The following is a 15,740-nucleotide window of genomic DNA, read 5'->3' on the forward strand; positions in this document are numbered from 1 at the left end:
TCGGGCCGCTCCTACTGCGTAAGCACAGTTTCGGACGGGCGCTTGTTGAAATCGCATTTGCCGGTCACGAAATAGGAAAAGTCGGCATGTTCGGCCATGTCGTCGTCCGAACCGCCATCTTCCCAGGCTTGCTTGCTGGTCTTGCCGCATGGAACGGCGGTAAAGATGTCGACGACTTTTTTCTGTTCGACCTGGAGCATCTTGCCGTCCTGGATGTCCGGATTGCCGATATACAAATGATCCGACGTTTCCGGGTCATCGGATTTCAGCTTGTTGGTCGGCTGCAATCCGTTGGTCTTGTACACATCCATTTGCAGGTACAGGCTGTTCATCTGGCTGACGTCAATCACCGCGCCCTCGTTGCTGGGCGGGGGGCACGTCGTCTGGAAATAGATTTTCTTGCCGTCTTTCCGCTGCGCATCGTTTGTAATTACCCCTGCCGGAGCATTGTTGGTGTCGCTTACTTTAGTATCGCATGTTTGAGACTGTATCGGTTCAAGTTTTTCTTTTCCAGACACAGTTGTAATTTTATTGACAACGGTCGTGCCGTAGCCTTTCGGCTCGGATATAGTCTCATTTTTTCCACCATACTTATAGGTATAGTTGTATTGTTTGTAGGTATAATCTATCTCCAGGAGCTTTTGCGCTTTCGTTTCGCCAAACTTCACGCCATACAGATATATCTTCTTGCTCCACCAGCCCGAAGCCAGGTCGATCTTGAACGTGGCTTCGACCAAGGCCGGCGTCTTGTTGACGGATGTCTGGACGCCAACCGGCACGGCTTTGATCATGGCAAGCTGCATGAAGTTGGTAGGCATGGCGTATGTTGCCGATGCCTGCAGGTTGACGGTGCCGTCCGCGCCAATGGAAAAGGCATTGAGCGCTGCCGCGCCGTTGCCGCCATTGCCGAGGAACGCTGCCTGCAAGGCCGTCTGGCGGTCGGCGCGCGATGCATCCTTGGGCATGGTGACGATCGACAGGCTGGCGGCGTCAAGCGCGCTCTGCATGTCCGCTTTCGTCGTCGTGGCCGATGTGTAGTCCACCGACAGCCCGACCGCGAGCAGCAGCGGCAGCAGCGAAAGAGCGAAGATCGGCACGAGAGAGCCACTCTCGGATGCAAGGAATTTGGATCGGTTCGACAGCATGATAGCCCCCGGAAACAGTCTTGGCCGCCGATTTACCATGCAGGTCGCGAATTTCGCGCTAACAAATTTGGTTACAATTTAATGTTTTGCCGTTCCCGCATGCCCGCCTGAAGCCGCCCCGGTCGCCGCTTCCTGCGTGCTTCCGTCGTTTGCCGGCCCCCATTGCTGCTGCCCATTGCCGCTGCTTGTCTTGCCTGCTAAAGCGCGCGCCATGAGCACACCTATCTCCCACATCCGCAATTTCTCCATCGTCGCCCATATCGACCATGGCAAATCGACGCTTGCCGACCGGCTGATCCAGCTGACCGGCGGCATGGATGCGCGCGAAATGGCCGGCAAGGAGCAGGTGCTGGACTCGATGGACATCGAGAAGGAGCGCGGCATCACCATCAAGGCGCAGACGGTGCGCCTGAAATACCGCGCCAACAATGGCGAGGACTACATCCTCAACCTGATCGACACGCCCGGCCATGTCGACTTCGCCTATGAAGTCTCGCGCAGCCTCGCCGCCTGCGAGGGTTCGCTGCTGGTCGTCGACGCCAGCCAGGGCGTCGAAGCGCAGACGCTGGCCAACGTTTATCAGGCCATCGACAACAACCACGAGATCGTCGTGGTCCTGAACAAGATCGACCTGCCCGCCGCCGAGCCCGAGCGCATCCGCGAGCAGGTCGAGGAAGTCATCGGCATCGATGCCTCGAAAGCCGTGCTGATTTCGGCCAAGTCCGGCATCGGCATCCCCGACGTGCTGGAGGCCATCGTCAACCAGTTGCCGCCGCCGCGCGAGGGCGACGCCAAAAAGCCGCTCAAGGCGATGCTGGTCGATAGCTGGTACGACGCCTATCTCGGCGTCATCGTCCTGGTGCGCGTCATCGACGGCGTCATGAAGAAGGGCCAGACCATCCGCATGATGGGCACCGGCGCCAAGTATCTGGTCGAGCGCACCGGCGTGTTCACGCCCGCCCGCGTCGCCGTGGACGAACTCGGCCCCGGCGAATTCGGCTTCATCACCGGCTCGATCAAGGAAGTGGCCGACACCCGCGTCGGCGATACCATCACCGAGGACAAGCGCCCCACCGACAAGGCGCTGCCCGGCTTCAAGCCGGCGCAGCCCGTGGTGTTCTGCGGCCTGTTCCCGGTCGACGCCGCCGACTTCGAGGATCTGCGCGCCGCCGTCGGCCGGCTGCGCCTCAACGACGCCTCCTTCTCCTATGAAATGGAAAGCTCGGCGGCGCTCGGCTTCGGCTTCCGCTGCGGCTTCCTCGGCCTCTTGCATCTGGAAATCATCCAGGAGCGGCTGGAGCGCGAGTTCGACCTCGACCTGATCGCCACCGCCCCCAGCGTCGTCTACAGGCTGAACCTCTCCGACGGGACGCAGAAGGAACTGCACAACCCCGCCGACATGCCCGACGTGATGAAGATCACCTCGATCGAGGAGCCGTGGATCCGCGCCACCATCCTCACCCCCGACGATTATCTCGGCGCGATCCTGAAACTCTGCCAGGACCGGCGCGGCATTCAGGCCGACCTGTCCTATGTCGGAAAGCGCGCCATGCTGGTCTACGACCTGCCGCTGAACGAGGTGGTGTTCGATTTCTACGACCGGTTGAAGTCGATCTCCAGGGGCTACGCCTCCTTCGACTACCATTTGACCGACTATCGCGAGGGCGACCTCGTCAAGATGTCGATCCTCGTCAACGAGGAGCCGGTCGACGCGCTGTCGATGCTGGTGCACCGCACCGCCGCCGAAAAACGCGGCCGCGTCATGTGCGAGAAGCTGAAGGAACTGATCCCGAACCATTTGTTCAAGATCCCGATCCAGGCCGCCATCGGCGGCAAGGTCATCGCCCGCGAGACGATCTCGGCGCTGCGCAAGGACGTGACCGCCAAATGCTACGGCGGCGACGTCTCCCGCAAGCGCAAGCTGCTCGACAAGCAGAAAGAAGGCAAAAAGCGCATGCGCCAGTTCGGCAAGGTCGATATCCCGCAGGAAGCGTTCATCCAGGCGCTGAAGATGGGGGACTGAGCGGTTCGGCCCTTTGGGCCGAACGCATAGACCTGGTGGGTCTATGCGAGCGAAAGTCCGGGTGGGAGGTGCCGCAGGCACCGGGTCCCACCCCGGGGGGTGGCGCTAGTCAGCGCATACCTCTCTTTTCTTTTTTTACCAAGTGACCACAGGCCACGAAAAGCCAATTGCTTGGCTTTTCGAACTTCGAACGCCCTGAGCCTGCGAAGGGCTGGGAAGCCGGGGGCGCCGGGCCTCCTTCCTCGCACCCTTGGGGAGAGGTGCCGAGCGCAGCGAGGCCACCTTCAGCGACCTGAAACGACGGCCGGGTTTATTCATCGCGAATTCTATTTTTCATCCAAATGCAATCCAAGGTTGTTAAAAGTGGCAATAATCGCTTGCGGCCTCTATTGTAATATGCCATTATTATGATAATATTCCTATGGTAAACGCAATGGTTGCATTGAAACCAATTCGATACACGGCCCATGCCTCGACGGTCATGCAGGAGCGAGAACTGGAAAAAGCATGGGTGGAGGAAACGGCGCGAGCACCGTCCTGGGTTGAAGCCGACCCGATACAGGATGGGGTTGAACGCCGATTCAGAGCGGTTTCCGCGCGGCAAGGGCGTATATTGCGTGTCGCCGTGGTGGAAACACCTGAGGAAATGCGTATAATATCGGCGTTCCTTGACCGCCGAGCGAGGTCTAAATGACGCCTAAATTTGAATATGATCCGGAAGCCAATGCGGCTTATATCCGGTTTTCCTCGGAGAAAGTCCTCGAAAGCGAAGAGGTTTCCGACGGGATTGTTCTCGACTACGACACCGAAGGTCACATCGTTGGCATGGAAGTGCTTGACGCCCGCCAGAACTTGCCGCGAACTATGCTGGAGCAGGCGGCCTAGGGCACATCGTTTTACCGGCTACCCTCATTCTGCAGGCAAGACGAAAAGGCTCGCCAACTCCGGCAAAGCCTCATAATCCAGCGCGATCAGCGCTTCCTTCTTCACCCGCGACCATCCCTTGATCTGCCGCTCACGCTCGATGGCGTCGGTGATCCGGTCATAGGTCTCGGTGAACACCAGCACCACCGGCCGCCGCTTCCTAGTGTAGCCGTCATAGACGCCCTCATTGTGCTCCCACACCCGAGCGTTGATCTCCTGCTTGGTCAGCCCGGTATAGTAAGAGCCATCGGAGCAACGGACGATGTAGACGGTGATTTCCATGGGCTGAGGGGACTCTATGTTCTGTTACGTCATGATGAGCCTGTCGAATAAGGAGGGCAACATGGGCCAGGCAACTAAGGCCTCATTGCTCGAAGCCGCTGCCCCCCCCCTGCACTACTAAACCCATGAGGCCACAGACTTTATAAGGCTGTGGTGAGGTGTGAATCTCTGTTTTGGCACTTAGGAACGTTTATGGATCGATAAAGCCTTTGCCTTTTATAAATTGTGGTTGCTAATCTGGATTAGCTTCCCGTGACGATAGGCCGAGTCGGTTCTTTGAGGGCACATGATCGGTAAGATTGTACTTCGACCAAGTGTTCATATTGGTGAACCTGCCGCAGAAGATGACTCGAAATTCCTGGATGAGTGCTTTGTTGGCCTGCCAATAATCGCGCAGTTAAGGGATATTGCCTCGTCGAAATGCATCCTTCTTGGTAGGACCGGGTCCGGCAAGACCGCCATATTAAACCACATTGAAGTTTCTAGCGATCATTCGATTCGGATAGATCCAAAAGATATCTTTTGATTACATTGCAAATTCAAATATAATATCTTTTCTTGTAGATAACGGGTGTGACCTATCTGTTCTATTTCAATTGTTATGGAAGCACATATTATGCACCAAGGCAATTCAGTGCTATTTTGAGAATAGGGGCTTGTTCCAAAAAGCAATTGATCGGCTGTCCGATTCGAAAATGAAGGTCAGACAGTATTTGGAGCAGTATTCTGATAAATTCTGGGTTGAGCACGATGAGGTGCTCCGTGAGATATCGGATGGCTTTGAGGCGAAGCTCGCGAGTGAAATCAAGGCTGCGTTGGGAGTTGACTACGCTAAGGTAGAGTCTGGGTTGAGTTCAACATTGACTTTATCTGGGTCTCAAAAAAAGGAGATAGTTGCCAGGACAAAAAAGGCGGTTTCCGATCTCCAGATAAGGGATTTATCGAGAGCGATCGATACGCTCAACGAGATCATGGAGAACAAGCAGAAGAATTATTATGTTATTATCGATGATTTAGATTTAGATTTGGCTGATAATAATATCAAATATAGTTTGATCAGATCGTTAATAGAGGCCGCAAAAAGTTTCAGAAAACTTAGGAATGTTAAGGTTATTATTGCTCTTCGTTCTGACTTGTATGAAATATCTTTGCTTAGTGACGATTCTGATAGTCTGCAGCCTGAAAAATATGAGGGTATAATTTGTGAAATAAAATGGCGCCCGCAGGAGTTACGGCAGGTCGTTGAACGTAGAATCGAGTATTTATTCAAAAGTGTCTATACCAAACAGGGAGTAAAATTCTCGGATGTATTCCCTGGAGCTATTCGAAAGCAGCCAACCTTTGATTATTTAATAGACAGAACGCTATTCCGGCCTAGAGATGTAATAGCTTTTATAAATGTCGTACTGGATCGAGCCGCCGGCTCCGCGAGCGTCACACCCAAGATTATCACCGATTCGGAAGCGGAATACTCGAAAAAAAGGTACGAGGCGCTGTGCAGAGAATGGGCAATATTACATCCACACCTCCGGTTGTACCTCGGGTTCCTCAAAGGTAGGACTGGCCGAAATGAGCTTAGCGAGATTGCTACGAGAGAGATTATTATCGATATATGCTTGGGTATTGATGACGCCTATAAAAATGGCCAACACAAGGATAGCGTGGTTAGGCAATGCGAAATCTATGCCAAGCGTGAGAATCTTTCTAAGATTCGGGAAGTCGCGACATCATTGATGGCTGTGCTTTACAAAGTGGGCGCAATTGAATTGAAGTTATCCAAAGGGGATATCTATCGAGCCTGTTACCGAAATGAAACTGTGATATTGCCCGACCAAATTGCCATCGACGCGGCTTTCTCGGTGAGCCCAATGCTATGGCGAAGCTTAGGTATTACGCCAAATCTCGGATAGAAATTGTACCTGGCGCAAACATGCACTTGCGCATGCAATTTGCCGAACTCTTAAAAATCTTTTCCACACCCTCTCCACCCTCCCGCATAATCCCGCGCAGTTTCTCCTGCCGGGAACGTTCCGGAGTCGTTCGAAGCGGGGAGAGATCGGCGCCTCCGGTTATGGGTTTACGAAGCCCGTTGCCCGGGGAGGCTGCGGCCAGAGGGTCACCCGTGGGTAATACGGCCCATGCGTGCTGGAGCGAGCACACAAGCTTTTCGGGCGCAAATGCCCAAAAAAGCGTAGCGGACCGGACGCAGACTTAAAAACGCCGGATGGGCGGTCGCGAGATCGCACTAATATAGAAAACGAGCGATCCCGCGACCGCCCGTCTTCCCGGAATACCCATGACGCCTCGACTGGGCAAGCCAGGTCGAGAACGCGAGTCATGCGCACCAGGAAATGCCAAAGCCCGGCCGTCAGGCGCGGCAACGGGAAGTTGAGCGCAAAGCTGGGCGGTCCAGAGAAACTGCAGCGTTAGGGGCGAACCAACAGATCGAAGGAGGCCGGCACGATGAACCCAAAACCCATTCTTTCCACCGCCGGCAATCCCTTCCCGCCGGGGCTGAAGCCGGTTTTCGTCCGGCTCGACCCGATACCGGGCATCCCGCCCGAGCGCATGCTGCCGCGCCCGCTCGATCCGAACCCGCCAAAATCGGATTTTTCGCATCTGGTCACCACCGAAACCTACCTCTACGCGCAGCCCGATGCCGGTACGCCGCGCTTCAAGCTCAGGTTCCAGCCGCGTGGCAGGGGCGTGAGCGAGGCGCAACATGCCGCCTACCGGCGCTCGCTCGAGCGGCATTTTCGCGCCCGCGGCGTCTATCTCAAGCTGATGCAACTCCTGTGCGGCGCGCTCGGCAATTTCCAGAGGTGCGGGCAGCATCAGTGCCGGCGCGAAAAGGCCTGCCGTGCCCGCCGCGACGAGGATGCGTTCAACATCGATCTCGCCGTCTTTCCGCCCTGCGTGCCGCTCGATCTCGACATCATCGCAAGCTACCGCGAGGCGGTGCGTGCCGAGGTCGACCGTCTGTGCGCCTGGCATGCGAAGCAGGATTCCGGTCCGGGCGATTTCGTGGCATGATCGCGTGGTTAGCCGGGGAAACGCCATGATTCGCTTCGTCATCATCGCCTTGGTTCTCGTAAATCCCGCTTTCGCGGACGACATGAATTTCTACATGAAGAACCAGCAGGATCGCGGGGTTGCGGTCGAACTGTTCAGCCATGACCGCAATGTGGTGTGGCCGGGCGACAACAAGGTCTATTTCCTCGAAGCCAAGGAAAAGAAGTCGGTGCCGGTGAGTTGCGAGGCCGGCGAGCGGATTTGCTATGGCGCCTGGATCAATGGCGACGACAGCGTTTTCTTCGGCGTCGGGCCGGACAATGACCAGCCGCCTTGCGAATATTGCTGCTTCCTGTGCCTGGCCAAGTCGACGCAGGTCATCTCCATCACGCCCTGAAAGGGCTGCGAAACAGCGGCAATGCGCCGTCCGGCGTCGTGGTCGTGGCTTTATCCCAGGGCCGCTATGGTCTAGGGCTTGAGGATCATTCCTCCAACTTCCCCGGACCGCATGTAAAATGAACGCTCGCCCGAAGCCCTCGCCGCTTGTCCCCGCTCCCCTTTTTCTCGGCATAGATACCGGCGGCACCTACACCGATGCGGTGCTCTGGTCGGACAGCGGCGGTGAAAAGGGGACGGTTCACGCCAAGGCGAAGTCGCTGACCACGCGCCACGATCTGGCGGTCGGTATTTCGGGCGCGGTCGACGCGGTTTTGCAGAAAGCCGGCACCGATCCGGCCGGCATCAAGCTGGTGTCGATGTCGACCACGCTTGCCACCAATGCGCTGGTCGAAGGGCAGGGCGGGCGCGTGGCGCTGGTCATGATCGGGTTTTCCGAGGCCGATCTCGACCGCGACGGCCTGCGCAAGGCGCTGGCGTCCGATCCCGTGCTTTTCGTGCCCGGCGGCCATGACGTGCATGGCAACACCGCCGATCTCGATCTTTCCGCACTGGAGGCAGCGCTGCCCGAGTTGGAAAAATCGGTGTCGGGCTTTGCCGTCTGCGCCTACTTCGCCACCCGCAATCCGGCGCATGAACTGGCCGCGCGCGACCTGATCCGCGAACGCACCGGGCTGCCGGTTACGGCCAGCCACGAATTGTCGGCCAAACTCGGCGGACCGCGCCGGGCGCTGACGACGCTGCTCAACGCCAGGCTGATCGCCATGATCGACCGGCTGGTCGCCGCGACTGAGGGTTTTCTGGCAGCGCGCAACATTTCCGCGCCGCTGATGGTGGTGCGCGGCGACGGCGCGCTGGTTTCGGCGGCCTTCGCGCGCCAGCGCCCGATCGAGACGATCCTTTCCGGCCCGGCCGCCAGCCTCGTCGGCGCCCGCCACCTGACCGGCCTCGCCAACGCCATCGTTTCGGACATCGGCGGCACCACGACCGACGTCGCCGTGCTGGACCGCGGCCACCCCAGGCTCGACCCGGAGGGGGCGACGGTTGGCGGGTTCCGCACCATGGTCGAGGCTGTCGCGATGCGCACCTTCGGCCTTGGCGGCGATTCCGAGGTGGGATTGCAGCCGGGTGCGCTCGATCCGAAACTCCTGCTCGGGCCGCGCCGGCTTGTCCCGCTGGCGCTCGCCGGGATGATGAACGCCGACGCGGTCACGTCCGAACTGGAGCGCCAGTTGCGCGATCCGAACCCGAGCCGCATGAGCGGGCGTTTCACCATCCGCACCGGCGTTCCCGAACGGCTTGCGGCGGGCTTGTCGAAGGCGGAGGCGCATCTCTACGAGGCGATCGGCACGGTGCCGCTGGCGCTGGACCGGCTGCTCATCTCCAATGCCCAGAACGCGACCTTGAACCGGCTGGTGGCGCGGGGCCTTGTCCATGTATGCGGTTTCACGCCGTCGGATGCCGCCCATGTGCTGGGCCGGCAGGCAAACTGGAATGCAAAGACCGCCCAACTCGGTGCCGAACTGTTTGCCCGCAAGCGTGACGGGCGCGGGCAGCTCATCGCCACTTCGGCCGAGCATTTGGCGCAGCGCGTGCTGAGCACGCTTACCCGGCGTTCGGCTGAAGCGGTCCTGGAAACGGCCTTCGCCGAGGATGGGATGGACGGCGCCGCGACGGTCGCGCATGCGCTGGTCCAGCGCGCGCTCGATGCACATGGGGACATCGCGCGCCTTGCTGTCTCGCTCGATCGGCCGGTCATCGGTCTCGGTGCGTCGGCGGCGCTGCATTATGCCGGCTTGCCGGCGCTTGTCGGCAATGAATGTCTGGTGCCGGACGATGCCGGCGTCGCCAACGCGCTGGGTGCGGTGGTCGGGCAGGTGCGGGTTTCTGCGGAAGCGCGCGTCAGCCAGCCGCAGGAAGGCGTGTTCCGTCTCGCCTCGGGCGAGACCATTCGCGATTTCGAGACCGAAGAGCCGGCTATCGCCGCTGCCCGGGAAGACGTGCGCCGGATCGCCGCCGGCCGTGCCGAGGAAGCCGGCACCGACAATGCCGAGATCGAGGTTACGTGCCAATTCCACGTTTCGATGGTGCAGGACCAGCGCATGTTCGTCGAGGCGCTTGTCGTGGCGGTCGCATCGGGCAGGCCGCGGATCGCGGTTTGATCCATTGCGCGCAGGCAAAGCGGAAGGGCGTATGATCGGGCTTCATCGTAAGCCGAATTGACCGTTTCGCCCGGTCATGGCAAACGCCCCTCATGCTGCGCTGAAATAGCTGCGATAAGGACTTGGAGAAATTTGAAATGACTGAACGTATCGAAATAGCCGGACTGAAGGTTGCGCGGGAGCTTCACGATTTCGTCGTGAACGAAGCGCTGCCCGGCACCGGCATCACGGCCGATGCGTTCTGGAACGGCTTCTCGGCCATTGCCCATGACCTCGCCCCGAAGAACCGGGCGCTGCTGGCAACCCGCGATGCCATGCAGGCAAAGCTGGATGAATGGTACCGCGCCAACGGCGCGCCGATCGACATGGAGGCCTATAAGGGTTTTCTGAAGGAGATCGGCTATCTGGTGCCGGAAGGGCCGGCCTTTGCCGTGACGACGACGAATGTCGACCCGGAGATCGGCGTCGTCGCCGGTCCGCAACTGGTCGTGCCGGTGATGAATGCGCGCTATGCGCTGAATGCCGCCAATGCGCGCTGGGGCTCGCTCTACGACGCGCTCTACGGCACCGACGCGATACCCGAGACGGACGGGGCCGAAAAGGGCAAGGGCTTCAACCCCAAGCGGGGCGAAAAGGTCATCGTCTGGGCCAAGGCGTTTCTTGATGAAAGCGCGCCGCTTACCACGGGTAGCTGGGCCGGCGTCAGCGGGTTCACGGTGGCGAACGGCATGCTTCGGCTGGCAGCCGGTAGCGGCACCACCACGCTTGCCGATCCAAAACAGTTCGCCGGCTATCGCGGCGACGCCGCCAACCCGCAAGCGGTGCTACTGGTCAAGAACGGCCTGCATGTCGAGATCGTGGTCGACCGGAACAACGCCATCGGCAAGACCGATGCGGCCGGCATCGCCGACATGATCGTGGAATCGGCGCTGACCACCATTCAGGATTGCGAGGATTCCATCGCGGCCGTCGATGCCGAGGACAAGGTCGTCGTCTACCGCAACTGGCTTGGCCTGATGAAAGGCGACCTTTCCGAGGAAATCAGCAAGGGCGGCAAGAGTTTTACCCGCAAGCTGAACCCCGACCGCGCCTATACCGCACCCGACGGCGCTACGCTTTCGCTGCCGGGCCGTTCGCTGATGCTGGTGCGCAATGTCGGCCACCTGATGACCAACCCGGCGATCCTTCTGTCGGACGGCACGGAAATTCCGGAAGGCATCATGGATGCGGCGATGACGGCGCTGATCGCGTTGCACGACATCGGACCGAACGGCGCGCGCCGGAACTCGCGCGCCGGTTCCATGTACGTGGTCAAGCCGAAAATGCACGGGCCGGACGAAGTGGCGTTTGCTGTGGAGCTTTTTGCACGGGTCGAGAAGCTGCTCGGCCTGCCGGAAAACACCATCAAGATGGGCATCATGGACGAGGAGCGGCGCACCACCGTCAACCTCAAGGAAGCCATCCGTTCGGCCAAGGATCGCGTCGCCTTCATCAATACAGGTTTCCTCGACCGTACCGGCGACGAGATCCACACCTCGATGGAAGCCGGCCCGATGATCCGCAAGGATGACATGAAGCAGGCCGCGTGGATTTCAGCCTATGAGGACTGGAACGTCGATACCGGCCTCGAATGCGGGCTTGTCGGCCACGCGCAGATCGGCAAGGGCATGTGGGCGATGCCCGACATGATGGCGGCGATGCTGGTCGAGAAGATTGCCCACCCCAGGGCAGGTGCGAATACGGCATGGGTGCCGTCGCCGACGGCGGCGACCCTACACGCCACGCATTACCATCGGGTCGATGTGCAGGCTGTGCAGGAGAAGCTGAAGAACCGGCCGAAGGCAAAGCTCGAAGACATCCTGTCGGTGCCGGTAGCGGTGCGCCCGAACTGGTCGCCCGAAGATATCCAGGCCGAGTTGGACAACAACGCGCAGGGCATTCTGGGCTATGTCGTGCGCTGGATCGACCAGGGCGTCGGCTGCTCCAAGGTGCTGGACATCCACGATGTCGGCCTGATGGAAGACCGCGCCACGCTGCGCATTTCCTCGCAGCACATCGCCAACTGGCTGCGCCACAAGGTCTGCACCGAGGAGCAGGTCATGGAGACGATGAAGCGCATGGCGCTGGTGGTGGACCGCCAGAACGACGGCGATTCGCTCTATCGGCCGATGGCCAAGGATTTCGACGGTTCGATCGCGTTCAAGGCCGCCTGCGACCTGGTGTTCAGGGGCCGCGAGCAGACCAACGGCTACACCGAGCCGTTTTTGCACGCACGGCGTCTGGAGTTGAAGGCGCGCGAGAAGGGTGCTTCGTAAACGGCCATGATCGTCCTCGCCATCGATTGCGCTGCCAGCCTGTGCGCGGCTTGCGTCTATGATGCGGTCGCGCAGAGGGAACTCGGCCGCAGCGTGCTCGATCTCGGCAAGGGCCATGCCGAACACTTGATGGCGGTAATTGCCGACGCTCTGAAAGAAGGCGGCGTCGGCTACCCCGACCTCGGCGCGATTGCCGTCTCCACCGGGCCCGGTTCCTTTACCGGCGTGCGCGTCGGCGTCTCCACCGCGCGCGGACTGGCGCTGGCACTGAAAATCCCGGCCATCGGCGTGACCACGCTGGAAGCCCTGGCGCAGGAAGCGCGAACACAATTTCCGGGCCGTGCGGTGCTGACGGCGTTGGATGCCGGGCGCGAAGAATTCCACGCCGCTTTCTATGATGAAGCAGGGATCTTGCGCCATGGCCCGGCCATAGCGACGCTGTCCGAAATGACCGGCATGGCCAACGCCAGCGCTCCGGTGCTGGCCGGGACGGCGGCGGAAAAAATCGCGACCGGCGCTTTCGACCTTGGGCCGACCGCGGCGACAGCCGATATAGCAATATATGCAAGGCTGGCGATCGCCAGGGGCGCTGGCGAAAAACCCCATCCGGTCTATTTGCGCGAAGCCGATGCCAAGCCGCAGGCCGGTTTCGTCCTGCCGAGGACTTCCTGATGCGCATCCCTTTCCTGTCGTCGGGGCGAAAGGAGTTTGCGTTGGAACCGTTGACGGTGGCCGACAGCGAGGCCGTGTCCGCGCTGCATCGCGAGGACTTTGTCCGGCCATGGGACGCGGCCGAATTTTCTTCGCTGCTCGAACAGAACACCGTCTTCGGCTATGGTGTGCGCGAGGTCGGCCACGGCGCCAAGGCTCCTGTGGGCTTCGTTTTGGCGCGGCTGGCTGCGGGCGAGGGGGAAATCCTGACCGTCGCCGTCGCCCGTTCGCATCGCCGGCGTGGCTTGGGCTGGCAGTTGATGGACGCTGTCTTGCGCGAACTGCATGCTCACCGCGCCGAGGCGCTTTTTCTTGAAGTGGACGAAACCAATGCTCCGGCGATCGCGCTGTACCAGCGGCTTGGCTTTCGCGAAGTGGGCCGGCGCGCCAATTACTACCGCTCCAGCGAACACGGACCGACCGGCGCGCTCGTCATGCGTCGCGATCTGCGGTAGCGACGGATAATGATCGTAAGAATCCGGATTTTCGTTGCCGTGGCGTTCATCGCAATCAGCACGCTGGCGCTTGCGCCGCTGCAGATTATCGCGATGAAAACGGGCCTATGGCGCGAGACGGTCATTTTGAAATGGTGGCACCGCGCCATGCTCAAGGGGCTGGGCATTCGCGTCCATGCGGTCGGGACGCTGTCGGACAAGCGCCCGCTGCTGGTCGCCTCGAACCATATTTCCTGGACCGACATCATGGTGCTGGGCTCGCTGGTCGACGTAAAATTCATCGCCAAGTCCGAACTGGAGGGATGGCCGCTGCTGGGCTGGCTGTCGAAGCTGCAACGCACCGTGTTCATCGAGCGCGAGCGCAAGCGCAAGTCGGGCGACCAGGCGAGCGAAATCGCGACAAGGCTGGGCAAGGGCGACGCCATGGTGCTGTTCGCCGAAGGCTCGACCGGCGACGGCAATATCCTGCTGCCGTTCAAGAGCACGCTGTTCGGCGCTGCTTCGATGGCGATCGGCGAGGGCGCGGTCGAGGAAGTCTTCATCCAGCCGGTGGCGATTGCCTATACCCGCCTGCATGGCGTGGCGTTCGGCCGGCATGACCGAGCCATCTCCGCCTGGATCGGCGATCAGGATCTGCTGCCGCACGTCAAGGCGCTGCTTTCGCAGCGCGCGCTCGATGTGGAAGTGCATTTCGGCGAGCCAGTGGTGTTTGCGCGCGGCTCGAACCGCAAGGAGGCGGCGAAATCGGTGGAGTGCCGCGTCCAGGGCATGATGGAAACCGCATGGCGCGATCCGCGCCCCAGCCGCTCTTCTGCCCCCAATCGCCCGCAACCATAGAATCGTCTGTTTTTTGTCATGGAAAGGCGTTAGAAGCCGCCGCATGGAATTGGACATTACAGTATCGCCGGCCAATGAGGTTGGCTTGGCGGACAAGGGGCCGGGCGCAGGGACGAAAAAAGTCTTCGTCAAGACCTATGGCTGCCAGATGAACGTCTACGATTCGCAGCGCATGACCGATGCGCTGGTCGCCGACGGCTATGTTGCGACCGACGCCATCGGCGAGGCCGATCTGGTGCTGCTGAACACTTGCCACATCCGCGAGAAGGCGGCGGAAAAGGTCTATTCGGAGCTTGGCCGCATTCGCGACATGAAGGCCGAGCGCGCGCTGGAAGGGAAATCGCTCACCATCGGCGTTACCGGCTGCGTCGCGCAGGCGGAAGGCGCGGAGATCATCCGCCGCGCGCCTTCCGTCGATCTGGTCATCGGCCCGCAGACCTACCACCGGCTGCCGGACGTGCTGGCCAGGGTGCGCGGCGGCAAGAAGGTCGTCGAGACGGAATACGCGCTCGAAGACAAGTTCGAGCACCTGCCGCAGCCGAAGCGCGCCGAGATTATCCGGCGCGGCGTCACCGCGTTTCTCACCGTGCAGGAGGGCTGCGACAAGTTCTGCACCTTCTGCGTGGTGCCCTATACGCGCGGCTCGGAAGTCTCGCGCTCGGTGAGCCAGATCGTTGCGGAAGCGGAGCGGTTGGCGGAGGCCGGCGTGCGCGAGGTGACGCTGCTCGGCCAGAACGTCAATGCCTGGCACGGCGAAGGCGAAAGCGGGGCAGAATGGGGCCTTGGCCGGCTTTTGACGCGGCTGGCGGAAATTCCGGGGCTGGCGCGCCTGCGCTACACGACCAGCCATCCGCGCGACATGGATGACGAACTGATCGAGGCGCACCGCGACCTGCCCCAATTGATGCCCTATCTGCACCTGCCCGTGCAGTCCGGTTCCGACCGTATCTTGAAGGCGATGAACCGCAGGCATACGGCGGCGGATTATCTGAAACTGCTCGACCGCGTCCGCGCCGCGCGTTCTGACATCGCCATCTCCGGCGATTTCATCGTCGGCTTTCCGGGCGAGACGGATGCCGATTTCGAGGCGACGATGCAACTGGTCCGAGACGTAGGCTATGCCTCCGCCTTCTCGTTCAAATACTCGCCGCGCCCCGGCACGCCGGGCGCGGAAATGGATGGGCATGTGCCGGAGCAGGTCAAGGACGAGCGCCTGCAGCGGCTTCAGGCATTGCTGGTGGAACAACAGCAGGCGTTCACCGTTTCAATGGTCGGCAGGACGATGCCAACCCTGATCGAGAAGCCGGGCCGACAGGCCGGCCAGAAGGTCGGCCGCTCGCCCTGGCTGCAGCCCGTAATAGTTGATGAAAAAGCCGGCGAGATCGGCGACATTATCAATGTGCGAATCACTGGAACGGGCTTCAACAGCCTGCATGCCGAATTGGCCGCCGAAAGCCCCGCATGACGGGTTCGGCAGA

At 60.3% G+C, this 15,740-nt stretch carries 14 protein-coding genes; 12 read left to right on the forward strand and 2 right to left on the reverse strand.

Annotated features, from left to right (window positions below):
* Positions 1 to 11: 11 nt before the first annotated feature.
* Complete coding sequence (locus ACX3P0_RS05075) at positions 12 to 1,145, reverse strand: pilus assembly protein TadG-related protein (protein ID WP_459087011.1); 1,134 nt, start codon at positions 1,143 to 1,145, stop codon at positions 12 to 14.
* 211 nt (positions 1,146 to 1,356) lie between these two features.
* On the opposite strand from ACX3P0_RS05075, the gene lepA reads away from it, so the two are divergent.
* The 3 genes from lepA (at position 1,357) to ACX3P0_RS05090 (ending at position 4,053) form a co-directional block, all read left to right on the forward strand.
* Positions 1,357 to 3,168: a translation elongation factor 4 gene (gene lepA / locus ACX3P0_RS05080; protein WP_459080659.1), complete on the forward strand. Its 1,812-nt coding sequence runs from the start codon at positions 1,357 to 1,359 to the stop codon at positions 3,166 to 3,168.
* A 433-nt stretch (positions 3,169 to 3,601) separates the two neighbouring features.
* Complete coding sequence (locus tag ACX3P0_RS05085; protein WP_459087013.1) at positions 3,602 to 3,862, forward strand: DUF4258 domain-containing protein; 261 nt, start codon at positions 3,602 to 3,604, stop codon at positions 3,860 to 3,862.
* Positions 3,859 to 4,053, forward strand: a complete 195-nt coding sequence (locus ACX3P0_RS05090) for a DUF2283 domain-containing protein (protein WP_459080657.1) — start codon at positions 3,859 to 3,861, stop codon at positions 4,051 to 4,053. The genes ACX3P0_RS05085 and ACX3P0_RS05090 overlap by 4 nt, the downstream gene beginning before the upstream one ends.
* 24 nt (positions 4,054 to 4,077) lie before the next feature.
* Here the strand turns inward: ACX3P0_RS05090 and ACX3P0_RS05095 are convergent, their stop codons facing one another.
* Positions 4,078 to 4,374 carry a GIY-YIG nuclease family protein gene (locus ACX3P0_RS05095; RefSeq protein WP_459087015.1) on the reverse strand — a complete coding sequence of 99 codons (297 nt, stop codon included), beginning with the start codon at positions 4,372 to 4,374 and terminating at the stop codon, positions 4,078 to 4,080.
* 548 nt (positions 4,375 to 4,922) lie between these two features.
* On the opposite strand from ACX3P0_RS05095, the gene ACX3P0_RS05100 reads away from it, so the two are divergent.
* The 9 genes from ACX3P0_RS05100 to miaB all read left to right on the forward strand — a co-directional run bounded on the left by ACX3P0_RS05100 (position 4,923) and on the right by miaB (position 15,727).
* A complete protein-coding gene (locus ACX3P0_RS05100) occupies positions 4,923 to 6,284 on the forward strand; it encodes a P-loop ATPase, Sll1717 family (protein ID WP_459087852.1) in 1,362 nt (453 codons plus the stop codon).
* A gap of 553 nt (positions 6,285 to 6,837) precedes the next feature.
* The gene (locus tag ACX3P0_RS05105) at positions 6,838 to 7,407 is read left to right on the forward strand and encodes a hypothetical protein (protein ID WP_459087017.1); all 570 of its coding nucleotides are present in this window, start codon (positions 6,838 to 6,840) and stop codon (positions 7,405 to 7,407) included.
* A gap of 25 nt (positions 7,408 to 7,432) precedes the next feature.
* Positions 7,433 to 7,783 carry a hypothetical protein gene (locus ACX3P0_RS05110; protein ID WP_459087019.1) on the forward strand — a complete coding sequence of 117 codons (351 nt, stop codon included), beginning with the start codon at positions 7,433 to 7,435 and terminating at the stop codon, positions 7,781 to 7,783.
* Positions 7,784 to 7,901: 118 nt separating this feature from the next.
* Positions 7,902 to 9,944: a hydantoinase/oxoprolinase N-terminal domain-containing protein gene (locus ACX3P0_RS05115; RefSeq protein ID WP_459087021.1), complete on the forward strand. Its 2,043-nt coding sequence runs from the start codon at positions 7,902 to 7,904 to the stop codon at positions 9,942 to 9,944.
* A gap of 137 nt (positions 9,945 to 10,081) precedes the next feature.
* Positions 10,082 to 12,259 carry a malate synthase G gene (locus ACX3P0_RS05120; RefSeq protein WP_459087023.1) on the forward strand — a complete coding sequence of 726 codons (2,178 nt, stop codon included), beginning with the start codon at positions 10,082 to 10,084 and terminating at the stop codon, positions 12,257 to 12,259.
* A gap of 6 nt (positions 12,260 to 12,265) precedes the next feature.
* Positions 12,266 to 12,931, forward strand: coding sequence for a tRNA (adenosine(37)-N6)-threonylcarbamoyltransferase complex dimerization subunit type 1 TsaB (gene tsaB, locus ACX3P0_RS05125; protein WP_459087024.1), 666 nt, complete (start codon positions 12,266 to 12,268; stop codon positions 12,929 to 12,931).
* Positions 12,931 to 13,425 (forward strand): ribosomal protein S18-alanine N-acetyltransferase, encoded by a 495-nt coding sequence (gene rimI / locus ACX3P0_RS05130; RefSeq protein WP_459087026.1) that lies wholly within the window; start codon positions 12,931 to 12,933, stop codon positions 13,423 to 13,425. The genes tsaB and rimI overlap by 1 nt, the downstream gene beginning before the upstream one ends.
* A 9-nt stretch (positions 13,426 to 13,434) precedes the next feature.
* On the forward strand, positions 13,435 to 14,262 hold the full coding sequence (olsA, locus tag ACX3P0_RS05135) for a lyso-ornithine lipid O-acyltransferase (protein ID WP_459087028.1): 828 nt from the start codon (positions 13,435 to 13,437) through the stop codon (positions 14,260 to 14,262).
* 43 nt (positions 14,263 to 14,305) lie between these two features.
* Positions 14,306 to 15,727, forward strand: a complete 1,422-nt coding sequence (gene miaB, locus ACX3P0_RS05140) for a tRNA (N6-isopentenyl adenosine(37)-C2)-methylthiotransferase MiaB (protein ID WP_459087029.1) — start codon at positions 14,306 to 14,308, stop codon at positions 15,725 to 15,727.
* The last annotated feature ends 13 nt before the right edge of the window (positions 15,728 to 15,740 follow it).

Source organism: Mesorhizobium sp. A556 (genome assembly GCF_054489545.1).

Bases quoted from the DNA above. Each gene is read 5' to 3' on its own strand.
- ACX3P0_RS05075 (WP_459087011.1), bottom strand. From the start codon at position 1,145: ATGCTGTCGAACCGATCCAAATTCCTTGCATCCGAGAGTGGCTCTCTC.
- lepA (WP_459080659.1), top strand. From the start codon at position 1,357: ATGAGCACACCTATCTCCCACATCCGCAATTTCTCCATCGTCGCCCAT.
- ACX3P0_RS05085 (WP_459087013.1), top strand. From the start codon at position 3,602: ATGGTTGCATTGAAACCAATTCGATACACGGCCCATGCCTCGACGGTC.
- ACX3P0_RS05090 (WP_459080657.1), top strand. From the start codon at position 3,859: ATGACGCCTAAATTTGAATATGATCCGGAAGCCAATGCGGCTTATATC.
- ACX3P0_RS05095 (WP_459087015.1), bottom strand. From the start codon at position 4,374: ATGGAAATCACCGTCTACATCGTCCGTTGCTCCGATGGCTCTTACTAT.
- ACX3P0_RS05105 (WP_459087017.1), top strand. From the start codon at position 6,838: ATGAACCCAAAACCCATTCTTTCCACCGCCGGCAATCCCTTCCCGCCG.
- ACX3P0_RS05110 (WP_459087019.1), top strand. From the start codon at position 7,433: ATGATTCGCTTCGTCATCATCGCCTTGGTTCTCGTAAATCCCGCTTTC.
- ACX3P0_RS05115 (WP_459087021.1), top strand. From the start codon at position 7,902: ATGAACGCTCGCCCGAAGCCCTCGCCGCTTGTCCCCGCTCCCCTTTTT.
- ACX3P0_RS05120 (WP_459087023.1), top strand. From the start codon at position 10,082: ATGACTGAACGTATCGAAATAGCCGGACTGAAGGTTGCGCGGGAGCTT.
- tsaB (WP_459087024.1), top strand. From the start codon at position 12,266: ATGATCGTCCTCGCCATCGATTGCGCTGCCAGCCTGTGCGCGGCTTGC.
- rimI (WP_459087026.1), top strand. From the start codon at position 12,931: ATGCGCATCCCTTTCCTGTCGTCGGGGCGAAAGGAGTTTGCGTTGGAA.
- olsA (WP_459087028.1), top strand. From the start codon at position 13,435: ATGATCGTAAGAATCCGGATTTTCGTTGCCGTGGCGTTCATCGCAATC.
- miaB (WP_459087029.1), top strand. From the start codon at position 14,306: ATGGAATTGGACATTACAGTATCGCCGGCCAATGAGGTTGGCTTGGCG.